At 64.2% G+C, this 15,660-nt stretch carries 17 protein-coding genes; 9 read left to right on the forward strand and 8 right to left on the reverse strand.

What is annotated here, in order from left to right; all coding sequences use genetic code 11:
* Position 1 precedes the first annotated feature (1 nt).
* Positions 2–727 (reverse strand): class I SAM-dependent methyltransferase, encoded by a 726-nt coding sequence (locus HWX87_RS19515; RefSeq protein ID WP_176048636.1) that lies wholly within the window; start codon positions 725–727, stop codon positions 2–4.
* Between the two features lie 198 nt (positions 728–925).
* Here HWX87_RS19515 and HWX87_RS19520 point away from each other — a divergent pair, with 198 nt between their 5' ends.
* The 3 genes from HWX87_RS19520 (at position 926) to HWX87_RS19530 (ending at position 4,082) form a co-directional block, all read left to right on the forward strand.
* A complete protein-coding gene (locus tag HWX87_RS19520; RefSeq protein ID WP_176048637.1) occupies positions 926–1,915 on the forward strand; it encodes a hypothetical protein in 990 nt (329 codons plus the stop codon).
* Between the two features lie 222 nt (positions 1,916–2,137).
* Positions 2,138–2,728, forward strand: a complete 591-nt coding sequence (locus tag HWX87_RS19525; RefSeq protein WP_176048638.1) for a DUF4410 domain-containing protein — start codon at positions 2,138–2,140, stop codon at positions 2,726–2,728.
* Between the two features lie 544 nt (positions 2,729–3,272).
* A complete protein-coding gene (locus HWX87_RS19530) occupies positions 3,273–4,082 on the forward strand; it encodes a TlpA disulfide reductase family protein (protein WP_176048639.1) in 810 nt (269 codons plus the stop codon).
* 34 nt (positions 4,083–4,116) lie between these two features.
* On the opposite strand, the gene HWX87_RS19535 is transcribed toward HWX87_RS19530, so the two are convergent.
* The gene (locus tag HWX87_RS19535; RefSeq protein ID WP_244137714.1) at positions 4,117–5,007 is read right to left on the reverse strand and encodes a LysR family transcriptional regulator; all 891 of its coding nucleotides are present in this window, start codon (positions 5,005–5,007) and stop codon (positions 4,117–4,119) included.
* A gap of 137 nt (positions 5,008–5,144) precedes the next feature.
* Between HWX87_RS19535 and HWX87_RS19540 the strand changes: the two genes are divergently transcribed.
* Complete coding sequence (locus HWX87_RS19540) at positions 5,145–5,744, forward strand: NAD(P)H-dependent oxidoreductase (RefSeq protein WP_176048641.1); 600 nt, start codon at positions 5,145–5,147, stop codon at positions 5,742–5,744.
* Between the two features lie 366 nt (positions 5,745–6,110).
* Here the strand turns inward: HWX87_RS19540 and arsH are convergent, their stop codons facing one another.
* The 4 genes from arsH to HWX87_RS19560 form a co-directional block, all read right to left on the reverse strand.
* Positions 6,111–6,833, reverse strand: coding sequence for an arsenical resistance protein ArsH (arsH, locus tag HWX87_RS19545; protein ID WP_279612969.1), 723 nt, complete (start codon positions 6,831–6,833; stop codon positions 6,111–6,113).
* A gap of 65 nt (positions 6,834–6,898) precedes the next feature.
* Complete coding sequence (gene arsB, locus HWX87_RS19550; protein ID WP_176048642.1) at positions 6,899–7,969, reverse strand: ACR3 family arsenite efflux transporter; 1,071 nt, start codon at positions 7,967–7,969, stop codon at positions 6,899–6,901.
* Positions 7,970–8,039: 70 nt separating this feature from the next.
* The gene (locus HWX87_RS19555) at positions 8,040–8,534 is read right to left on the reverse strand and encodes an arsenate reductase ArsC (protein WP_176048643.1); all 495 of its coding nucleotides are present in this window, start codon (positions 8,532–8,534) and stop codon (positions 8,040–8,042) included.
* Positions 8,535–8,556: 22 nt separating this feature from the next.
* Positions 8,557–8,892 (reverse strand): metalloregulator ArsR/SmtB family transcription factor, encoded by a 336-nt coding sequence (locus tag HWX87_RS19560; protein ID WP_176048644.1) that lies wholly within the window; start codon positions 8,890–8,892, stop codon positions 8,557–8,559.
* A gap of 146 nt (positions 8,893–9,038) precedes the next feature.
* Between HWX87_RS19560 and HWX87_RS19565 the strand changes: the two genes are divergently transcribed.
* Positions 9,039–9,332, forward strand: a complete 294-nt coding sequence (locus tag HWX87_RS19565) for a DUF1778 domain-containing protein (protein WP_176048645.1) — start codon at positions 9,039–9,041, stop codon at positions 9,330–9,332.
* Positions 9,329–9,838, forward strand: a complete 510-nt coding sequence (locus HWX87_RS19570; protein WP_176048646.1) for a GNAT family N-acetyltransferase — start codon at positions 9,329–9,331, stop codon at positions 9,836–9,838. Before HWX87_RS19565 ends, HWX87_RS19570 begins: the two co-directional genes overlap by 4 nt.
* A gap of 168 nt (positions 9,839–10,006) precedes the next feature.
* On the opposite strand, the gene HWX87_RS19575 is transcribed toward HWX87_RS19570, so the two are convergent.
* Both HWX87_RS19575 and leuA read right to left on the reverse strand, forming a co-directional pair.
* Positions 10,007–10,411: a peptide ABC transporter ATPase gene (locus HWX87_RS19575; protein ID WP_176048647.1), complete on the reverse strand. Its 405-nt coding sequence runs from the start codon at positions 10,409–10,411 to the stop codon at positions 10,007–10,009.
* Between the two features lie 135 nt (positions 10,412–10,546).
* Complete coding sequence (gene leuA, locus HWX87_RS19580; RefSeq protein ID WP_176048828.1) at positions 10,547–12,256, reverse strand: 2-isopropylmalate synthase; 1,710 nt, start codon at positions 12,254–12,256, stop codon at positions 10,547–10,549.
* Positions 12,257–13,196: 940 nt separating this feature from the next.
* Here leuA and HWX87_RS19585 point away from each other — a divergent pair.
* The 3 genes from HWX87_RS19585 to HWX87_RS19595 all read left to right on the forward strand — a co-directional run bounded on the left by HWX87_RS19585 (position 13,197) and on the right by HWX87_RS19595 (position 15,427).
* A complete protein-coding gene (locus tag HWX87_RS19585; protein WP_059237917.1) occupies positions 13,197–13,586 on the forward strand; it encodes a fucose-binding lectin II in 390 nt (129 codons plus the stop codon).
* Between the two features lie 120 nt (positions 13,587–13,706).
* Positions 13,707–14,540 carry a fucose-binding lectin II gene (locus tag HWX87_RS19590; RefSeq protein WP_176048648.1) on the forward strand — a complete coding sequence of 278 codons (834 nt, stop codon included), beginning with the start codon at positions 13,707–13,709 and terminating at the stop codon, positions 14,538–14,540.
* Positions 14,541–14,692: 152 nt separating this feature from the next.
* Positions 14,693–15,427 (forward strand): fucose-binding lectin II, encoded by a 735-nt coding sequence (locus HWX87_RS19595; protein WP_176048649.1) that lies wholly within the window; start codon positions 14,693–14,695, stop codon positions 15,425–15,427.
* The last annotated feature ends 233 nt before the right edge of the window (positions 15,428–15,660 follow it).

The following is a 15,660-nucleotide window of genomic DNA, read 5'->3' on the forward strand; positions in this document are numbered from 1 at the left end:
TTCACCCCACCGGCCGCGCCTTGATCCACAGAAACAGCGGCACGCGCGCCCACTGCTTCAACTGGTCCGTATCGGCCTGGTCGGGCGGCGGCTCGCGCAGCGACACGATCGCGAACCCGGCCGCTTCCAGTGCTTCCATATACGCCTGCAGCGGCAGCGACCAGCCCGCGAAGTGCATCGACAGCCCGTCGCGCGTTTCCACGCCGTCGAAGTGCTCGCGCCCGAAATAGCTGCCCTTCAGCACGAACGGCGCATCGGGTTGCAGCCCCGCGAAGCCGCCGCGATCGCGGAACGGATGCACGAGCGAGATGAACAGCAGCCCGCCCGGCTTCAGCACGCGGCGCGCCTCGTTCAATGCGCGCTGCATGTCGTCGAGATCCATCAGCACGTTGTACGCCATCACGAGATCGAAGCTGGCCGCGTCGAACGGCAGCGACGCCGCGTCGGCCAGCTCGTAGCGATGCGCGGAATCCGCGTGACGCGCGGCGTCGAGCATCGCGGGCACCACGTCGCTTGCGGTCACGTCGTAGCCGAGCGCCTTCAGCTCGCGGCTCACGCGGCCTTCGCCGCAGCCGATCTCCAGCGCGCGGCCGGTGTCGCGGCCGATATAGGCCGCGAGCCCCGCACGGTATTTCCAGAACGCATCGTGGCCGGGCTTGCCGGCCCAGTCGATCCATTGGCCGGCGACCTGTGTCCAGTGTTCGGTGATGGCTTTCGTGTCGGTCATGCGCGCTCCCGCCCGGTGTGCGTCGTTGGCTCAGGATGCGCATGGTAAGCCGAAGCGGCGGAACGCGTGAGCAAGTCGCGCCGCGTCGCTTCGCCGGTTTCCGTTTCCGGCGGCGAAGTCCTACAGTTACAGAAAACAACCTGAGCCGCCGTGCATCGTCCCCTTGAGACGAGTCGCGCCCGATTCCGAGGACATCCCATGCCGAGCATCCTGGCCGCGCCCGCCAATCTGCCCCCGAGCCCCGTCGCGGCGGAAACGCGCATGGTGCACGACGTCGCGACGCTGAAGCCGTCCGACTACCGTTCGGCGGACGGCATGTCGTGGGTGATCTCCACCCTCACCCCGGCCGCGGACAGCGGCACGAACGTGACCGGCACGACCTACTTCGACACCGCGAAAGGGAAGACCGTCCCGGTGCCCGACGCGCGGCGCCGCTATGCGAATCGCGGCACGTGGCAGGTCGTCGCGAGTTCGAGCCCTGCCGTGCCCGCCACCGGCCGCTACGACTGGCTGACGCTCGCCTGGCTGCCGATCAACCGGCGGCCGCTGCCGCAAACACCCGAACACCTGTATTCGCCGTTCATTCGCGGCGGCACGATCGTGTATCGATGGAATCCGGCGGCGGAAGGCGGCGAGCAGTTCGGCAACGTACGGATGATCTTTCCGGACTGGACGCAACAGGTGGCCGATGCGTTGCGGTCTGCGCCTGCAGCGATGCCAGCCAGCGCGCCTGCGCTCGACCGTTTGAAAGCGGACCGCAATCCGATGATCGCCGTGCTCGATTTCGGCGATGCACTGCGCGAAGAGCCCGTTGAACGGATCGTCGCGCAGCTGCCTGCGTTGCTGCAGGTAAAGGATCTGCATGAACTGTCGGCGCTCATGTTCCTGTGCCTGTCGGGATCGCGCGCCGAAGACCGGCCGCGTCTCGTCGAAACGATCGATGCAGCCATCGCGGGCACCGATGACCAGGCGCGCCTGCTGGCAATCGCGTACGGTGCGTTCGCCGCTGGGCGGGCGCAGCCGGTACCGTTCCGCGACCAGACGCTGACCGTATTCATCAACGACGTGTTCGGCGCGCTGAAACGGCGTACGTCGGCACTCCGCGTGCCTGCCGGGGAAGGGTCGCCGTGGTATGAGTTCTTTACGGCGTACCGGCTAGGTGAACCGGCATCCGGCAACGGCCAGTAATCACCCGTCAATAGACGGCACCGCGAAAGCAATAGCGAATCTCCAGCGCCATTCATCACTCACCGTGCATTGTCCCGGCTATTCATCGGTGTACAAACACCGCGACGCATAAACACCGAAGCGATTTTCGATCGATCCGACTATTTGAATCGAATCGCTCCGTGATAAATTTCAGACCGGCCACAGAGCCAATTCAAATAACCCAAATCAAAAGACCAAATCATGAAATCTCTATTCCGTCATGCCGCACTGGCATTCGTGACGATCGGCTTCCTGTCGGGCTGCGCCAGCAGCGTGACGCGCGACGCCAGCGATCCGGCAGGGGCCGCCGTGACCGCATCGACGACGACATTCGGTACAAAGCCCGTGATCGTGAAGGTCACGCTGGACAATGCCGCGCAGGAAGCGTTGAAAGACAACCTGAAGTTCGACGCAAAAAAGCTGCAGGAGAAAATCGAAAGCGCACTGGATGCACGCAAGCTGCTGGCTAAAGCAGATGCTACCGATGCGATGCATTTGAACGTCGAAGTCACCGGTATTCGTGTGCGGTCCAGTTTCTCGGCCGTCATGTTCGGCTTCATGGCGGGCAGCGATTACGTCGACGGCACCGTCACGTTCACCGATGCCGACAATCATCCGGTCGACCACTTCAAGGTGTCGGCATCGTATGCGCTCGGCGGTATCGCCGGTATCGACAGCATGCGCATGGACTGGCTGTACGAGAAATTCACCGAGAAGACGCTCGCGACACTCGATCCGGCGACCGCGGCAGCGCAGGGTGACGCGGCATCGGCAGCGTCGAAGAAGCTGTAAGACCCGAGGCCCGCCGAACCACGGCGGCAGACTCCATGCCGCCTGCGACCAACGGCCTCGCCGGTCGCAAACCAGGCGTCATGCAATGCGCGAGTGCATGCCCTGTGCTCGCATCTGGCAGCGTTCCTGTTCCGTTGGTCCAGCCGATATGCATCGGAGCGCGGCCACACCCACCGTCCGCCACAAGGCATTCACACCGCCACGCACGACGATAAAAAAGCGGCCGCTCGCGGGGGAGCGGCCATCAAGGAGAGATCCCTGCCCGGGATACCGGAGGACACCACTCCAAGCCGGTGTATCGATTGTTGTGGAAGCACCCGCGACCGACCATCAGCCCGGTCTGATTCGCGCTTCGTCTGCATGAACGTCGCGCAGTCTCGAACCCGGCGCGCGCATCCGGATCCGCAATACGCCGTTACGTTCTCAAACGGAACCCGCATACGCGGCAGCCAGTCGAAACGCCGCACGCCTGTCGACGGCTTCGTCGCCACGGCGGACAATCCCTCCATCCGCCCCGCACCGTTACATCCAACCTGATCCCTTCATGCTGAGCATCGGTCCCTTCTCGATCCGCGTCGTCGCGGTAGCCGTCGCCGCGTTGCTGGCGTGGCTCGTCGCGCGCGTCATCCAGCGCCGTCCGCCCGACGGCCATCACAAGACCGCATCGAGCCTGATCCTCGACGTGCTGCTGCTCGGGCTGCTCGCCGCGCGCATCGGCTATGTCGCGCAATGGTGGCGCGACTACGCGGCCGCGCCGCGCTCGATCGTCGCGCTCGGCGACGGCGGCTTCGACTGGCGCATCGGCATCGCGGCCGCGCTCGTGTTCGCGGGCTGGCGCCTGAGCCGCCTGCCCGCACTGCGTCGCCCGGTGATGGCCGGCATGCTCGCGGGCCTCGCCGCATGGGGCATCGCGCAGGGCACGCTCGCAACGTTGCAGCACAGCGCGCCGCCGCTTGCCGCGCTGCAGCTCGAAGCGCTCGACGCCACGCCGGTGCCGGTGCAACGCTTCGCGGGCAAACCCGTCGTCGTGAACCTGTGGGCCACGTGGTGTCCGCCGTGCCAGCGCGAAATGCCGATCCTCGCGCAAGCGCAGCAGGATCATCCGGGGATGACGGTGCTGATGGTCAACCAGGGGGAAGACGCGCAAGCGGTGCGCGCGTTCCTCGAACAGAAAGGGCTGCGTTTCGATCATGTGCTGCTCGACCGCACGCTGCACGCGATGCAGGCCTACGGTTCGCGCGGGCTGCCGACGACGCTCTTCTTCGATGCGAAAGGCAATCTCGTCGAATCGCACATGGGCGAGATCACCGCAGCGCGGCTGAAGGATGCCGTGGCGGACCGCTTCGGCCAGTAACGCGCGTCGGCCGAAAGGCAACGGCATCGCTTCGTCACATCCGCGCCTCGACCGCGGCGAGCCGGGCCGGGAGATGTTCCAGCAGCGCATCGACAGCGGCCCGCACTTTCAGCGGAAGATGCATCGTGTACGGCCATACCGCCTGAATCGGAAAGATCACGCCAGGCCGATCGGGCAGCAACTCCCGCAACGTGCCGCCGCGCAGCGCGTCGCGCACCAGCCAGTACGGCAGCCAGGCGACGCCGAGATCGGCAACGGCCGCATCCATCAGTGCGCTCAAGTCATCGGACAGCAGACGAACGGCGGGCTGCAATTCCACGCGCTGGCCTTCGACGATGACGGGCCAGCGATGCACCTGGCCGAAGCGCGTATAGGCGAGTGCCTTGTGCCGTTCGAGTTCTTCGTAGGTTGCGGGTTCGCCGCAACGGCTCAGGTACGCCGGCGACGCGCAGAACGCCATCCGGTGCTCGCCCAGCGGACGCGCCACCAGGCCGCTGCTGTTCGGCAACGTGCCGACGCGCACCGCCAGATCGAAACGCTCTTCGACCAGGTCGACGGAGCGATCGCTGAACGACAGGTCGAGATCGAGCTCGGGGTGCGCCTTCGCCAGTTCGATCAGGATCGGCGCCACGCAAAGATGACCGAAGAGCGTCGGCATCGACACGCGCAGGCGCCCCTTCATCTGCCATTTGCCGGTTTCCAGCAGCGCCTCGCCCGCCTGGATCTGCTCCATCGCGCGCAGGCAATGGTCGTAGAACAACGCCCCTTCGTCGGTCAGGCTCTGGCTGCGCGTCGTCCGCTGAAACAACACGACGCCCAGCCGCTCCTCCAGGCGCGCGATGCTTTTGCCTACCGCCGAGCGCGTGATGTGCAGTTTCTCGGCGGCCTGCGCGAAGCTGCTCGCTTCCACCGCAGCGACGAACACGTCGATGCCTTTCAGGTTGTTTCGCATGCAATTAAGGACAAATACGCTACACAATGCGTCGATCTTATCGCTTTTGGCGATAAAAAGTGGATGCTAGGATCGATTCCAGTCCTTACTTTCGCAATGGAGCACCCCTCATGGCCCGGATCCTCGTCCTCAAATCCAGCATCAACGGCAGCCAGTCGCAAACCGGTGCGCTGATCGACACCTTCCTGGCCGAGCGCCAGGCCAACGGCCATGCCGACGACGTGATCGTGCGCAATCTCGTCGACGCCGACCTGCCGATGCTCGACAGCGAGCTGTTTCACGCGCTGCGCGGCGCGGCGAATCCGACGGAACGCGCGCAACGCGCCATCGTGTTGTCCGACGAACTGATTGCCGAACTCAAGGGCAGCGACCTGCTGCTGATCGGCGCGCCGATGTACAACCTGAACGTGCCGACCCAGTTGAAGAACTGGTTCGATCTCGTCGCACGCGCACGCGTGACGTTCCGGTACACGGAGACCTACCCGATGGGCCTCGTCGAAGGCGTCGGCGCGATCGTGTTCAGTTCACGCGGCGGCGTGCACGTCGGCCAGGATACGGATGCGGTCACGCCGTACCTGCGGGCCGTGCTCGGCCTGATGGGCATCACCGATGTGGAATTCGTCTATGCGGAAGGGCTCGACATGAAGCCGCACGGTTTCGAAGCCGGGCTGGAACACGCACGCCGGCAGATGGAAGCGCTGCACGCGTAACGCGCCGGTCGAGGCCGGCCGGCGGGACGCGCGACACTGGAATCAGATGCGTCCGATAGGCCCGGCGAAGCACCGTCCGTACACTCGGGCGCATGACTTCACTGATCCACACGCCTTCGACGCGGTGCGTGATGTCGTCACGCACTGCGCGCGCCGCCCTTCGTTTCTCCGCAAGATTGACGTCGCAGTGCTCGCGCTGACCGCACGGATGAGCGTTCGCGACGGCGTCGCCGTTTTCCATCGCGGCGGCGCGACGCGATGGACGTGTCGCGCGCACTTTGCGCTCGAGAACCTCACGATCGATCCGCCGTAGCGTGTCGAATCGGTTCGGCCCGGCGGGTTCGGTGCACGCCGCACCGAGATGCGTCAGATACTTCGCTGATTCACGCGCTTCGACAGTTCCTCCGCACTCTCCTTCCGCTCGCTGTACCGGTCGACGAGATAAGGCCCGACGTCCCTCGTCAGCAGAGTGAACTTCACCAGTTCCTCCAGCACGTCCACCACGCGATCGAAATAAGCCGACGGCATCATCCGCCCGGCCTCGTCGAATTCCGCGAACGCCTTCGCCACCGACGACTGGTTCGGGATGGTCAGCATGCGCATCCAGCGCCCGAGCACGCGCATCTGGTTCACCGCGTTGAACGATTGCGAGCCGCCGCTGACCTGCATCACCGCGAGCGTCTTGCCCTGCGTCGGCCGCACCGCGCCGATCGACAGCGGAATCCAGTCGATCTGCGCCTTCATGATCCCGGTCATCGCGCCATGCCGTTCCGGCGAACACCACACCATGCCTTCCGACCATTGCACCAGCTCGCGCAACTCGACGACCTTCGGATGGCTCTCCGGTGCATCGTCGGGCAGCGGCAGGCCGCTCGGATTGAACACACGCACCTCGGCGCCCATCGCCGTGAGCAGGCGCGCGGCTTCCTCGCTCAGCAAGCGGCTGAACGATCGCTCGCGCAGCGAGCCGTACAAAAGCAGGAACCGCGGCGGATGCGTGGATGGCGATGCTGGCCGCAACTGGCCGGCGTCCGGCACGCGGAACGATTCGGTGTCGAGTTGCGGCAGGTCATTCAGAAGATCAGGCACGCTTGCCCTCCGCGTGACGGTGATGAATCGTGACGTCGTTCATGCAGATGGATACTCCTGTTTGTTCACGCGCACTCGTACCAGCCTTTCGACCGGTTCACGACGCGCACCACGAGCAGCATCACCGGCACTTCGATCAGCACACCGACGACGGTCGCCAGCGCCGCGCCGGAATGGAAACCAAACAGGCTGATCGCGGCCGCAACCGCCAGCTCGAAGAAATTGGACGCGCCGATCAGCGCCGACGGGCACGCAACGTTGTGCTTCTCACCCACCGCGCGATTGAGCCAGTAGGCAAGCGCCGAATTGAAGAACACCTGGATCAGGATCGGCACCGCGAGCAGCGCAATCACCAGCGGCTGCTTGAGAATCGCCTCGCCCTGGAATGCGAACAGCAGCACGAGCGTCGCGAGCAGCGCGGCGATCGACCACGGGCCGATCTTCGCCATCGCGGCGTCGAATGCAGCCGGCCCCTTCACGAGCAACCGCTTGCGCAACACCTGCGCGATGATCACCGGAATGACGATATAGAGGACGACCGACGTAAGCAGCGTCGCCCACGGCACCGTGATTGCAGACATCCCGAGCAGCAGCCCGACCAGCGGCGCGAACGCGACCACCATGATGCTGTCGTTCAACGCGACCTGCGACAGCGTAAACAACGGATCGCCGCCCGTCAGCCGGCTCCACACGAACACCATCGCCGTACACGGTGCGGCGGCCAGCAGGATCAGTCCGGCAATGTAGCTGTCGATTTGCCCGGCCGGCAGCATCGGTGCGAACAGATGCCGGATGAACAGCCAGCCGAGGAATGCCATCGAGAACGGCTTGACGAGCCAGTTCACGACGAGCGTGACGCCGATGCCTTTCACGTGCTGACGCACTTCGTGCAATGCACCGAAGTCGACCTTCACGAGCATCGGGATGATCATCACCCAGATCAACAGTCCGACCGGCAGGTTGACCTGTGCATATTCCATCCGGCCGATTTGCTGGAACACGCCCGGCAGCAACTGGCCGAGCGCGATGCCGGCGACAATGCACAACGCCACCCAGACGGTCAGGTAGCGTTCGAAGAAATTGATGGACGGCTTGGCGACAAGCTTGCCTGCCGGAGTGGCGTCGGACGTGTTCATGGGGCGGATATCAATCTTGAAATCGCAGTCGGCGCGCTCGCGCTTCGGCAGGCCGCCGCGATGTAAATGATCAGTTTTGCGAAATGTCGATCAGCGCCGCCTGGAGTTCGGCATCGCTCATGCGATCGAGCGGCAGCGCCAGCAATTGCAGCATCCGGTAGCCGATCGCCTCGCGCGTGAGTGCGAACGCGACGCGCTTCCCGTCGTCGTCGCCCAGCGCATTCGACGGATCGGCATAACCCCAATGCACTTTCACGGGGCTGCCGGGCCAGTACGGGCAGGTCTCCGCTGCGGCGCTGTCGCACACCGTGATGACGACGCGCATTTCAGGCGCACCGTCGCCGACGAATTCGTCCCAGCTCTTGCTGCGGTAGCCGTTCACGTCGATACCGGCGTTCGCCAGCGCTTCCAGCGCGAACGGATTGAGCCTGCCGCTCGGCGCGCTGCCGGCGCTGTACGCGCGCACATCCTTGCCGAGCTTCGCGGCCCAGTGATTGAGCATCCCTTCGGACAGCACGCTGCGCGCGGAGTTGTGGGTGCAGAGGATCAGTACGTTGGTGGTCATGGGCGAGGTGCGCGAACGCGCGTCAACAGGATTGCGTACCCGACGTCGAACACGCGGACATCGGCGAGCACGGATTGCCGCCGCAGCAGTTCTCCGTGAGATAGGCCAGCAGGCCGTTCATCGTCGCGAAGTTCGCGCTGTAGATGACGAAGCGGCCTTCCTGCCGGCTCGCGACGAGCTCGGCATGGGCCAGCTCCTTCAGATGAAAGGACAGCGATGACGGGGGCACATCCAGCAACGTGGCGATCTGCCCCGCGGGCAGGCCCTGTGGCCCGGCCTGCACGAGCGTGCGGAACACGGCGAGGCGGGATTCGTGCGCGAGTGCCGACAGCGCGGCGATGGTCTGATTCGTTTCCATATTTCGATAATAGTCGAAATATGGAAGGATGAAAAGCCGCTTCGGTTCCAGTCAATCATTCCCCGATATTCTGCAACCGGGTTGATAGCGTAATGACAATGTCATTGCGATGGACGCATACTTCTTCCATTCCCAAGAGGTACCTCATGCCCACATCGCATACTGGATCCCAGCGCACCACACTGAATCTGCGCATTCAACCTGACGAGCGAGACCTGATCGATCGCGCAGCGACCGTGCGCGGTCAGAATCGCACCGATTTCATCCTGTCCGCAGCCCGGGCCGCCGCCGAAGAAGCGTTGCTGGACGCGGCATTACTTCGAGTCAGCCCCGAGGCGATGGCGGCTTTCGTTGCACTGCTCGACCGGCCGCCCGCGCCAAATCCGAATCTGGTCCGCACGTTGCAGACACCGGCGCCTTGGGATGGCCCGATCGCATGACGTTGCGCGCCCCGACACTGCTGACGCTCGACCATGCGCAGTCTGGCTGGCTCACTGCATTCGACTCGGGCGAACCAACCCGCGACGATTGGCTCAGACGGCGCGCCCTCCGCAACCAGGCCAGCGGTGCGACACGGACCTATGTGGCTTGCGACGATCAGAGAGTCGTGGCGTATTACGCATTGGCCTCGGGCGCGGTGGATTTGACAGCATCGCCGGGCCGGGTTCGGCGCAATATGCCCGATCCCGTGCCGGTGGTGGTACTTGCACGCTTGGCCGTGGATCGCAGCTGGCAGCACAAAGGACTTGGCCGCGGGCTCATGCGCGATGCCGGACTGCGTATCACCCAGGCAGCAGACGCGATTGGCATCCGTGCGGTGATTACGCACGCGCTGTCGCCTGATGCGCAACGCTACTATCTGAGCTTGGGGTTTGAAACGTCGCCGCTCGATCCGATGACGCTGATGATTACTTTGGCCGATTTACATGCCGCATTGAAGGCGTGACGATAAGAATCGCATCCGCAGTTCAGACCCATACTGCTTCCAGTCGAAGTGTTCGTCGTCTTCGGCCTGCGCTGCTCTCGTACACGCAGGCCCGACAGGCTGGCGTCGGTGCCCTGGACACCGGCGCCAGCCTCCGCTTTCAGCGACGCATCAGGTCCGACGCAGCGCTCACGGCCGCGAAAACACCATCACGCGCCCGTTGACACGCTGGAGCTTGAGCCAGCCCATGTCGGCGGTGAAACGCAACTGCTGCAGCGTGAAGTCGAACGACGCATGCTCGGCGGCGCTCACGACCGCGTTGGCGATCCAGCGAATCAGCGCCTTCCCTTCCTCGGTCGTCACACTGCCGTTCTGCACGCCGTAGAAATAGCGATTCCCGGCGTTGACCTCGTTCTGCAACTGCATCCAGTGGCCGGGCAATCCCGGCAAGGTCCTGAACAGGTCGGCGACGCGCTGCGTCGTGAGACCGCGCGCCCACAGCGCGCCGTTCGCGGCCGGCCGCGCCAGGTTGCGGCGGTCCGCCGCCTGTGCCTGCCCCTTGATCTCTCCCCTCAGGGAATCCTCTTTCGACATGCCGCACTCCTCAGGGTGATGGGCGCCGGAGAACACCTCCCGCGCGCCGCTTGCACGATACGCTCGTTATGCGAAGCCATCGCCTGTCAGGTTTGTCAGGCTCGCGTCACGCCGGCGCACCCATCACCGCTCCGCTTACGCGACGGCCTTCACCGCACGCGCCACGTCGAAGAACGTCGCCTGCACCGCGTCGTCGGCACGCGCATACGCGCGGTTGATGCCGCTGATCACCGCGCGGATCGACGCCGTCGTCAGGTTCGCGTCGATGCCGACGCCGAACGCGCTGCCACGCACACCCGAACCGGCCAGTTCCGCAATCGCGATCGCCTTCGCATCGGCGCCCTGCGACAGCGCGCGTTCCTCGTAGTGCTGGATGCGCAGCGGTGTCCGCAACGCGTGCATCAGCGCGTCGAGCGGACCATTGCCTTCGCCGCGCAGCACGCGGCGCTCGCCGTGTACGTCCGCGGTCAGCACGATCGTCTCGCGGCCGTCGCGCTCGGTCAGCTCATGGCCGACGTAGCGCAGCGGCGCATCGCCTTCGACGTATTCCTGCTGGAACAGCGACCAGATCTGCGCGCTCGTCACCTCGTGCCCGCTGTCGTCGGTCAGGCGCTGCACGGCCGCGCTGAAGTCGACCTGCAGGCGGCGCGGCAGCACGACGCCGTAACTCTGCTCGAGCAGGTACGCGATACCGCCCTTGCCAGACTGGCTGTTCACGCGAATGATCGAATCGTACGTGCGGCCGAGGTCGCTCGGATCGATCGGCAGATACGGCATTTCCCACACGGCGTCGGGTTTCTGTACCGCGAAGCCCTTCTTGATCGCGTCCTGGTGCGAACCGGAGAACGCGGTGAATACCAGGTCGCCGACATACGGATGACGCGGGTGGATCGGCAACTGCGTGCATTCCTCGGACGTGCGCGCGACTTCGTTGATCTGCGAAAAATCGAGGCCCGGATCGACGCCCTGCGTGTACAGGTTCAGCGCGAGCGTCACGAGATCGACGTTACCCGTGCGTTCGCCGTTGCCGAACAGGCAGCCTTCGATGCGGTCCGCGCCGGCCATCACCGCGAGCTCGGCCGCCGCGACCGCGGTGCCGCGGTCGTTGTGCGGATGCACGGACAGGATCAGCGAATCGCGGCGCGCGAGGTTGCGGTGCATCCATTCGATCTGGTCCGCATAGAAGTTCGGCGTGCCGACTTCGACGGTGGCCGGCAGGTTCACGATCGACTTGCGTTCGGGCGTCGGCTGCCATACGTCGAACACCGCGTCGCAGACTTCCTTCGCGAAATCGAGTTCGGTTGCCGTAAAGGTTTCCGGGCTGTACTGCAGCGTGAATTGCGTATCGGTCGCCGCGTCGGCGAAGCGCTTGATCGTGCGCGCGGCGTTCACCGCGAGTTGCTTCACGCCGTCGCGCTCGAGGCCGAACACGATCTTGCGGAATTCCGGCGCGGTCGCGTTGTACAGGTGCACGATCGCCCGCTTCGCACCGCGCAGCGACTCGAACGTGCGCTCGATCAGGTCGTCGCGCGCCTGCGTGAGCACCTCGATCGTCACGTCGTCGGGAATGTGGCCGCCTTCGATCAGCTCGCGCACGAAGTTGAAGTCGGTCTCCGACGCCGACGGGAACGCCACCTCGATCTCCTTGAAGCCGATCGCGACCAGCGTCTTGAACATCCGCATCTTGCGCGCGGCGTCCATCGGCTCGAACAGCGCCTGGTTGCCATCGCGCAGGTCGGTGCTCATCCAGATCGGCGCCTGCGTGATCGTGCGCGACGGCCACATGCGGTTCGGCAGGTTGACGGGCGTAAACGGTCGGTACTTCGTCGCGGGGTTCTTCAGCATCATGGTGTTCGGTCCTCGGTCGGTTGGTCGGGAAACCGCGGCGCGGCGGCCTTCAGCGGGAGAGGCCGGCTGCGCGCACAGCGGTGACAGCGATGAAACGGCACAACGGCAAAGCGGTACGGCGAACGACAGCCTTGGCGGTTGAGCGACCGGGACGGAGCGGAGCGATACGGAAAAAAGACGAACTCAGGCGCCGGTCGATAACCGGGGCCAGGTCGGTGATACGGGGGAAATCTGGCGCTTCAGGAAAGAAGCAGATGGAAAGCGCGCAGCCGCAGACCCAGCCCGGAGAAACGGGCTAGTAGTCGTAGCGAGAAGAGGGACTGGGCGGCTTGCATGGCCGGAATCAAATCACAGGGTGACCGGGGCTGTCAACGGGGCGCGCAAGAATCGCACGAGTTTTATGCGCGCAAAATCAGTCTTGTCCGATAGGCGGCGCCCCGCCCCGTCGATATGCTTCACGGGTGCGGCACCGGTGAGGTCCTATTCATGTTCGGAGTGAGTCGGTCCATCCTCTTCGCCGGTCGCCGCACCCCTTCCCCTTGCAATCGGGCTTCGGTGTGGGCGTTCGACGGTGGCCGATGGGCGCGGCCACGACCGAGATGCTGATGTTGAAACGACAACGCTGCCATATGCGAATGCCGAGCGCCTGCTCCGCAGCCCGATTGTCCGCTGTACCCCCGCCTCTCCGGCACGGCCACGCATCGTTCAAGAAAACGATATGCGCATCGATATAATTACCTGAATACATCGAAAATCGATTCATTAATCACATTTCATTAAATCGATTAACCTTGATTTTCGATTTACTGAACAATAACCATTCTCGTTCGAATATTTTTTTATTTATTTTTCGCCATGCTTGGTACGTCGCGTTTCAAACGGCAAACGTTTGCGCGACAAGGCTCACGCCTTATCCAACACTCCTCAGGAGGCAAGCATGGCCGACTCTCAAACGTCTTCCAACCGTGCCGGCGAATTTTCGATTCCGCCGAATACCGATTTCCGCGCGATTTTCTTCGCGAATGCCGCCGAGCAGCAGCACATCAAGCTGTTTATCGGCGACAGCGCCGAACCCGCCGCGTATCACAAGCTGACGACGCGCGACGGCACGCGTGAAGTCACGCTCAATTCCGGCAACGGCAAGCTCCGCTTCGAAGTGTCGGTCAACGGCAAGCCGTCGGCCACCGACGCGCGCCTCGCGCCGATCAACGGCAAGAAGTCGGACGGCTCGCCGTACACGGTCAACTTCGGGATCGTCGTATCGGAAGACGGCCACGACAGCGACTACAACGACGGCATCGTCGTACTGCAATGGCCGATCGGCTGAGCCGGCGCCTGACCGATTGACCGACGTCAGCCGGGCAGCCCTCCATCGCGCCGCCCGGCGGCGATGCCTTTCATCGCAACGCTTCCCAAGCGAAACCCGTTTCGCCCTCAGGAGACCGCAATGCCCATCCTTTCGGCTTCGATCAACAGCGCACCCGTCGTGACGTCCGAGACGTACGTCGACATCCCCGGCCTGTATCTCGACCTCGCGAAAGAGAACATTCGCGACGGCAAGCTGCTCGTCACGCTCAACGTGCCGACGCCGTACGCGACCGGCAACAACTTCCCCGGCATCTATTTCGTCATTACGACCAACAAGGGAATCGTCGCGGACGGCGCATTCTCGTACTTCTCCAAGGTGCCGGAGAACCCCAGCCGCATCCCGTTCACGCTCGTCGTCGCGATCGACGTTGCCGACGGCCACACGTTCGTGAAAGGCCAGTGGAAAAGCGTGCGCGGCAGTGCAATGCATATCGATTCGTTCGCGAGCCTTTCCGCGATCGGCGATACCGCCACGCAATCGTCGTCGGAAGGCGGCGGGAACCAGGGTGCCGGAACCGGCAGCGGCAGCGGAACCGGCGGCGCCGGCAACATCGGCGGCGGCGGCGAACGCGACGGCACGTTCAATCTCCCGCCGAACATCAAGTTCGGCGTCACCGCACTCACCAACGCGGCGAACGACCAGACGATCGACATCTACATCGACGACAACCCGAAACCGGCCGCCACGTTCAAGGGCGCCGGCGTACAGGACCAGAACCTCGGCACGAAGGTGCTCGACTCCGGCAAGGGCCGCGTGCGCGTGATCGTGACGGCGAACGGCAAGCCGTCGCGGCTCGGCTCGCGGCAGGTCGACATCTTCAAGAAGTCGTACTTCGGGATCGTCGGGTCGGAAGACGGCACGGATGACGACTACAACGACGGCATCGTGTTCCTGAACTGGCCGCTGGGCTGATCGATCGGCAGTCACGGCACATCGCAATGGCGACGAGGCCAACCACACATTGCGAATCGTTCGGGCAGTCCCGCGCTTTGCTCCGCGCGCGGCACGGTGACCTCCACTCACCGGCTGCGCGACGCGAGATATTCCATTCAGACGAGGACGACATGTCACAACCGTTTACCCATGACGATCTGTATGCGTTGCTGCAACTCGCCGGCAACGACGCCACCGCCGTACAAGCCAACGGCGACCAGGCCGTGCTCGACCGGATGCGTCAGTTCATGACCGCGCAACTGGTTGAGAAACTGCCGCAGTACGACGTGTTCGTCGATATCGCGACGATCCCGTACAGCTTCGATGTCGGCAGCTGGCAGAACAAGGTGAAAACCGATGCGGCAGGGCAAGTCGTCGCCTGTACGGTAACGTGGGCCGGGGCACCCGGCGTGCTGCCCGGCGCGGCGGCGAAGTTCGGTGTCGGCGCGGTGGTCAACTATTTCTCGAAAGCGACGCCGCAACCCGCGCAGCCGGATCCCACGACGACCGGCGGCGGCGAACGCGACGGCATCTTCAACCTGCCGCCGAACATCGCGTTCGGCGTGACCGCGCTGGTCAATTCGTCTGCACGGCAGACGATCGAGGTCTTCGTCGACGACAACACGAAGCCGGCCGCGACGTTCCAGGGCGCCGGCACGCAGGACGCGAACCTGAACACGCAGATCGTGAACTCGGGCAAGGGGAAGGTGCGCGTGGTCGTGACCGCGAACGGCAAGCCGTCGAAGATCGGCTCGCGTCAGGTCGACATCTTCAAGAAGACCTACTTCGGGCTCGTCGGGTCGGAGGATGGTGGCGATGGCGACTACAACGACGGCATCGCGATTCTGAACTGGCCGCTCGGTTAAGTCGCAGAACCTGTCGATCATCGCCACGCCGCCTGGCGTGGCGATGTGCGTTGGCATGGCTCAACCGCCTGTCCCGATGCATCCCGCCGCCGTGACGCATAGAAGCCGCCGATCCCGTGCGGCAAGCCCGCAACGCTTGTGCGGCCACGCTTCCATCCCTCTCATGTCGATGCCACTTGCCGTTCTCGCCATCGCCTTTCGTCGGGTCACTCCCTGATTTTTCACCGGCGCAC

The organism is Burkholderia sp. BCC1644, assembly GCF_902833225.1.
Classification (GTDB): Bacteria; Pseudomonadota; Gammaproteobacteria; order Burkholderiales; family Burkholderiaceae; genus Burkholderia.

Coding starts and splice junctions, on each gene's coding strand:
- arsB (WP_176048642.1), bottom strand. CDS start 7,969: ATGAACACGTCCGACGCCACTCCGGCAGGCAAGCTTGTCGCCAAGCCG.
- HWX87_RS19585 (WP_059237917.1), top strand. CDS start 13,197: ATGGCCGACTCTCAAACGTCTTCCAACCGTGCCGGCGAATTTTCGATT.
- HWX87_RS19515 (WP_176048636.1), bottom strand. CDS start 727: ATGACCGACACGAAAGCCATCACCGAACACTGGACACAGGTCGCCGGC.
- HWX87_RS19595 (WP_176048649.1), top strand. CDS start 14,693: ATGTCACAACCGTTTACCCATGACGATCTGTATGCGTTGCTGCAACTC.
- HWX87_RS19525 (WP_176048638.1), top strand. CDS start 2,138: ATGAAATCTCTATTCCGTCATGCCGCACTGGCATTCGTGACGATCGGC.
- HWX87_RS19575 (WP_176048647.1), bottom strand. CDS start 10,411: ATGTCGAAAGAGGATTCCCTGAGGGGAGAGATCAAGGGGCAGGCACAG.
- HWX87_RS19570 (WP_176048646.1), top strand. CDS start 9,329: ATGACGTTGCGCGCCCCGACACTGCTGACGCTCGACCATGCGCAGTCT.
- HWX87_RS19540 (WP_176048641.1), top strand. CDS start 5,145: ATGGCCCGGATCCTCGTCCTCAAATCCAGCATCAACGGCAGCCAGTCG.
- leuA (WP_176048828.1), bottom strand. CDS start 12,256: ATGCTGAAGAACCCCGCGACGAAGTACCGACCGTTTACGCCCGTCAAC.
- HWX87_RS19520 (WP_176048637.1), top strand. CDS start 926: ATGCCGAGCATCCTGGCCGCGCCCGCCAATCTGCCCCCGAGCCCCGTC.
- HWX87_RS19555 (WP_176048643.1), bottom strand. CDS start 8,534: ATGACCACCAACGTACTGATCCTCTGCACCCACAACTCCGCGCGCAGC.
- HWX87_RS19560 (WP_176048644.1), bottom strand. CDS start 8,892: ATGGAAACGAATCAGACCATCGCCGCGCTGTCGGCACTCGCGCACGAA.
- HWX87_RS19590 (WP_176048648.1), top strand. CDS start 13,707: ATGCCCATCCTTTCGGCTTCGATCAACAGCGCACCCGTCGTGACGTCC.
- HWX87_RS19565 (WP_176048645.1), top strand. CDS start 9,039: ATGCCCACATCGCATACTGGATCCCAGCGCACCACACTGAATCTGCGC.
- HWX87_RS19530 (WP_176048639.1), top strand. CDS start 3,273: ATGCTGAGCATCGGTCCCTTCTCGATCCGCGTCGTCGCGGTAGCCGTC.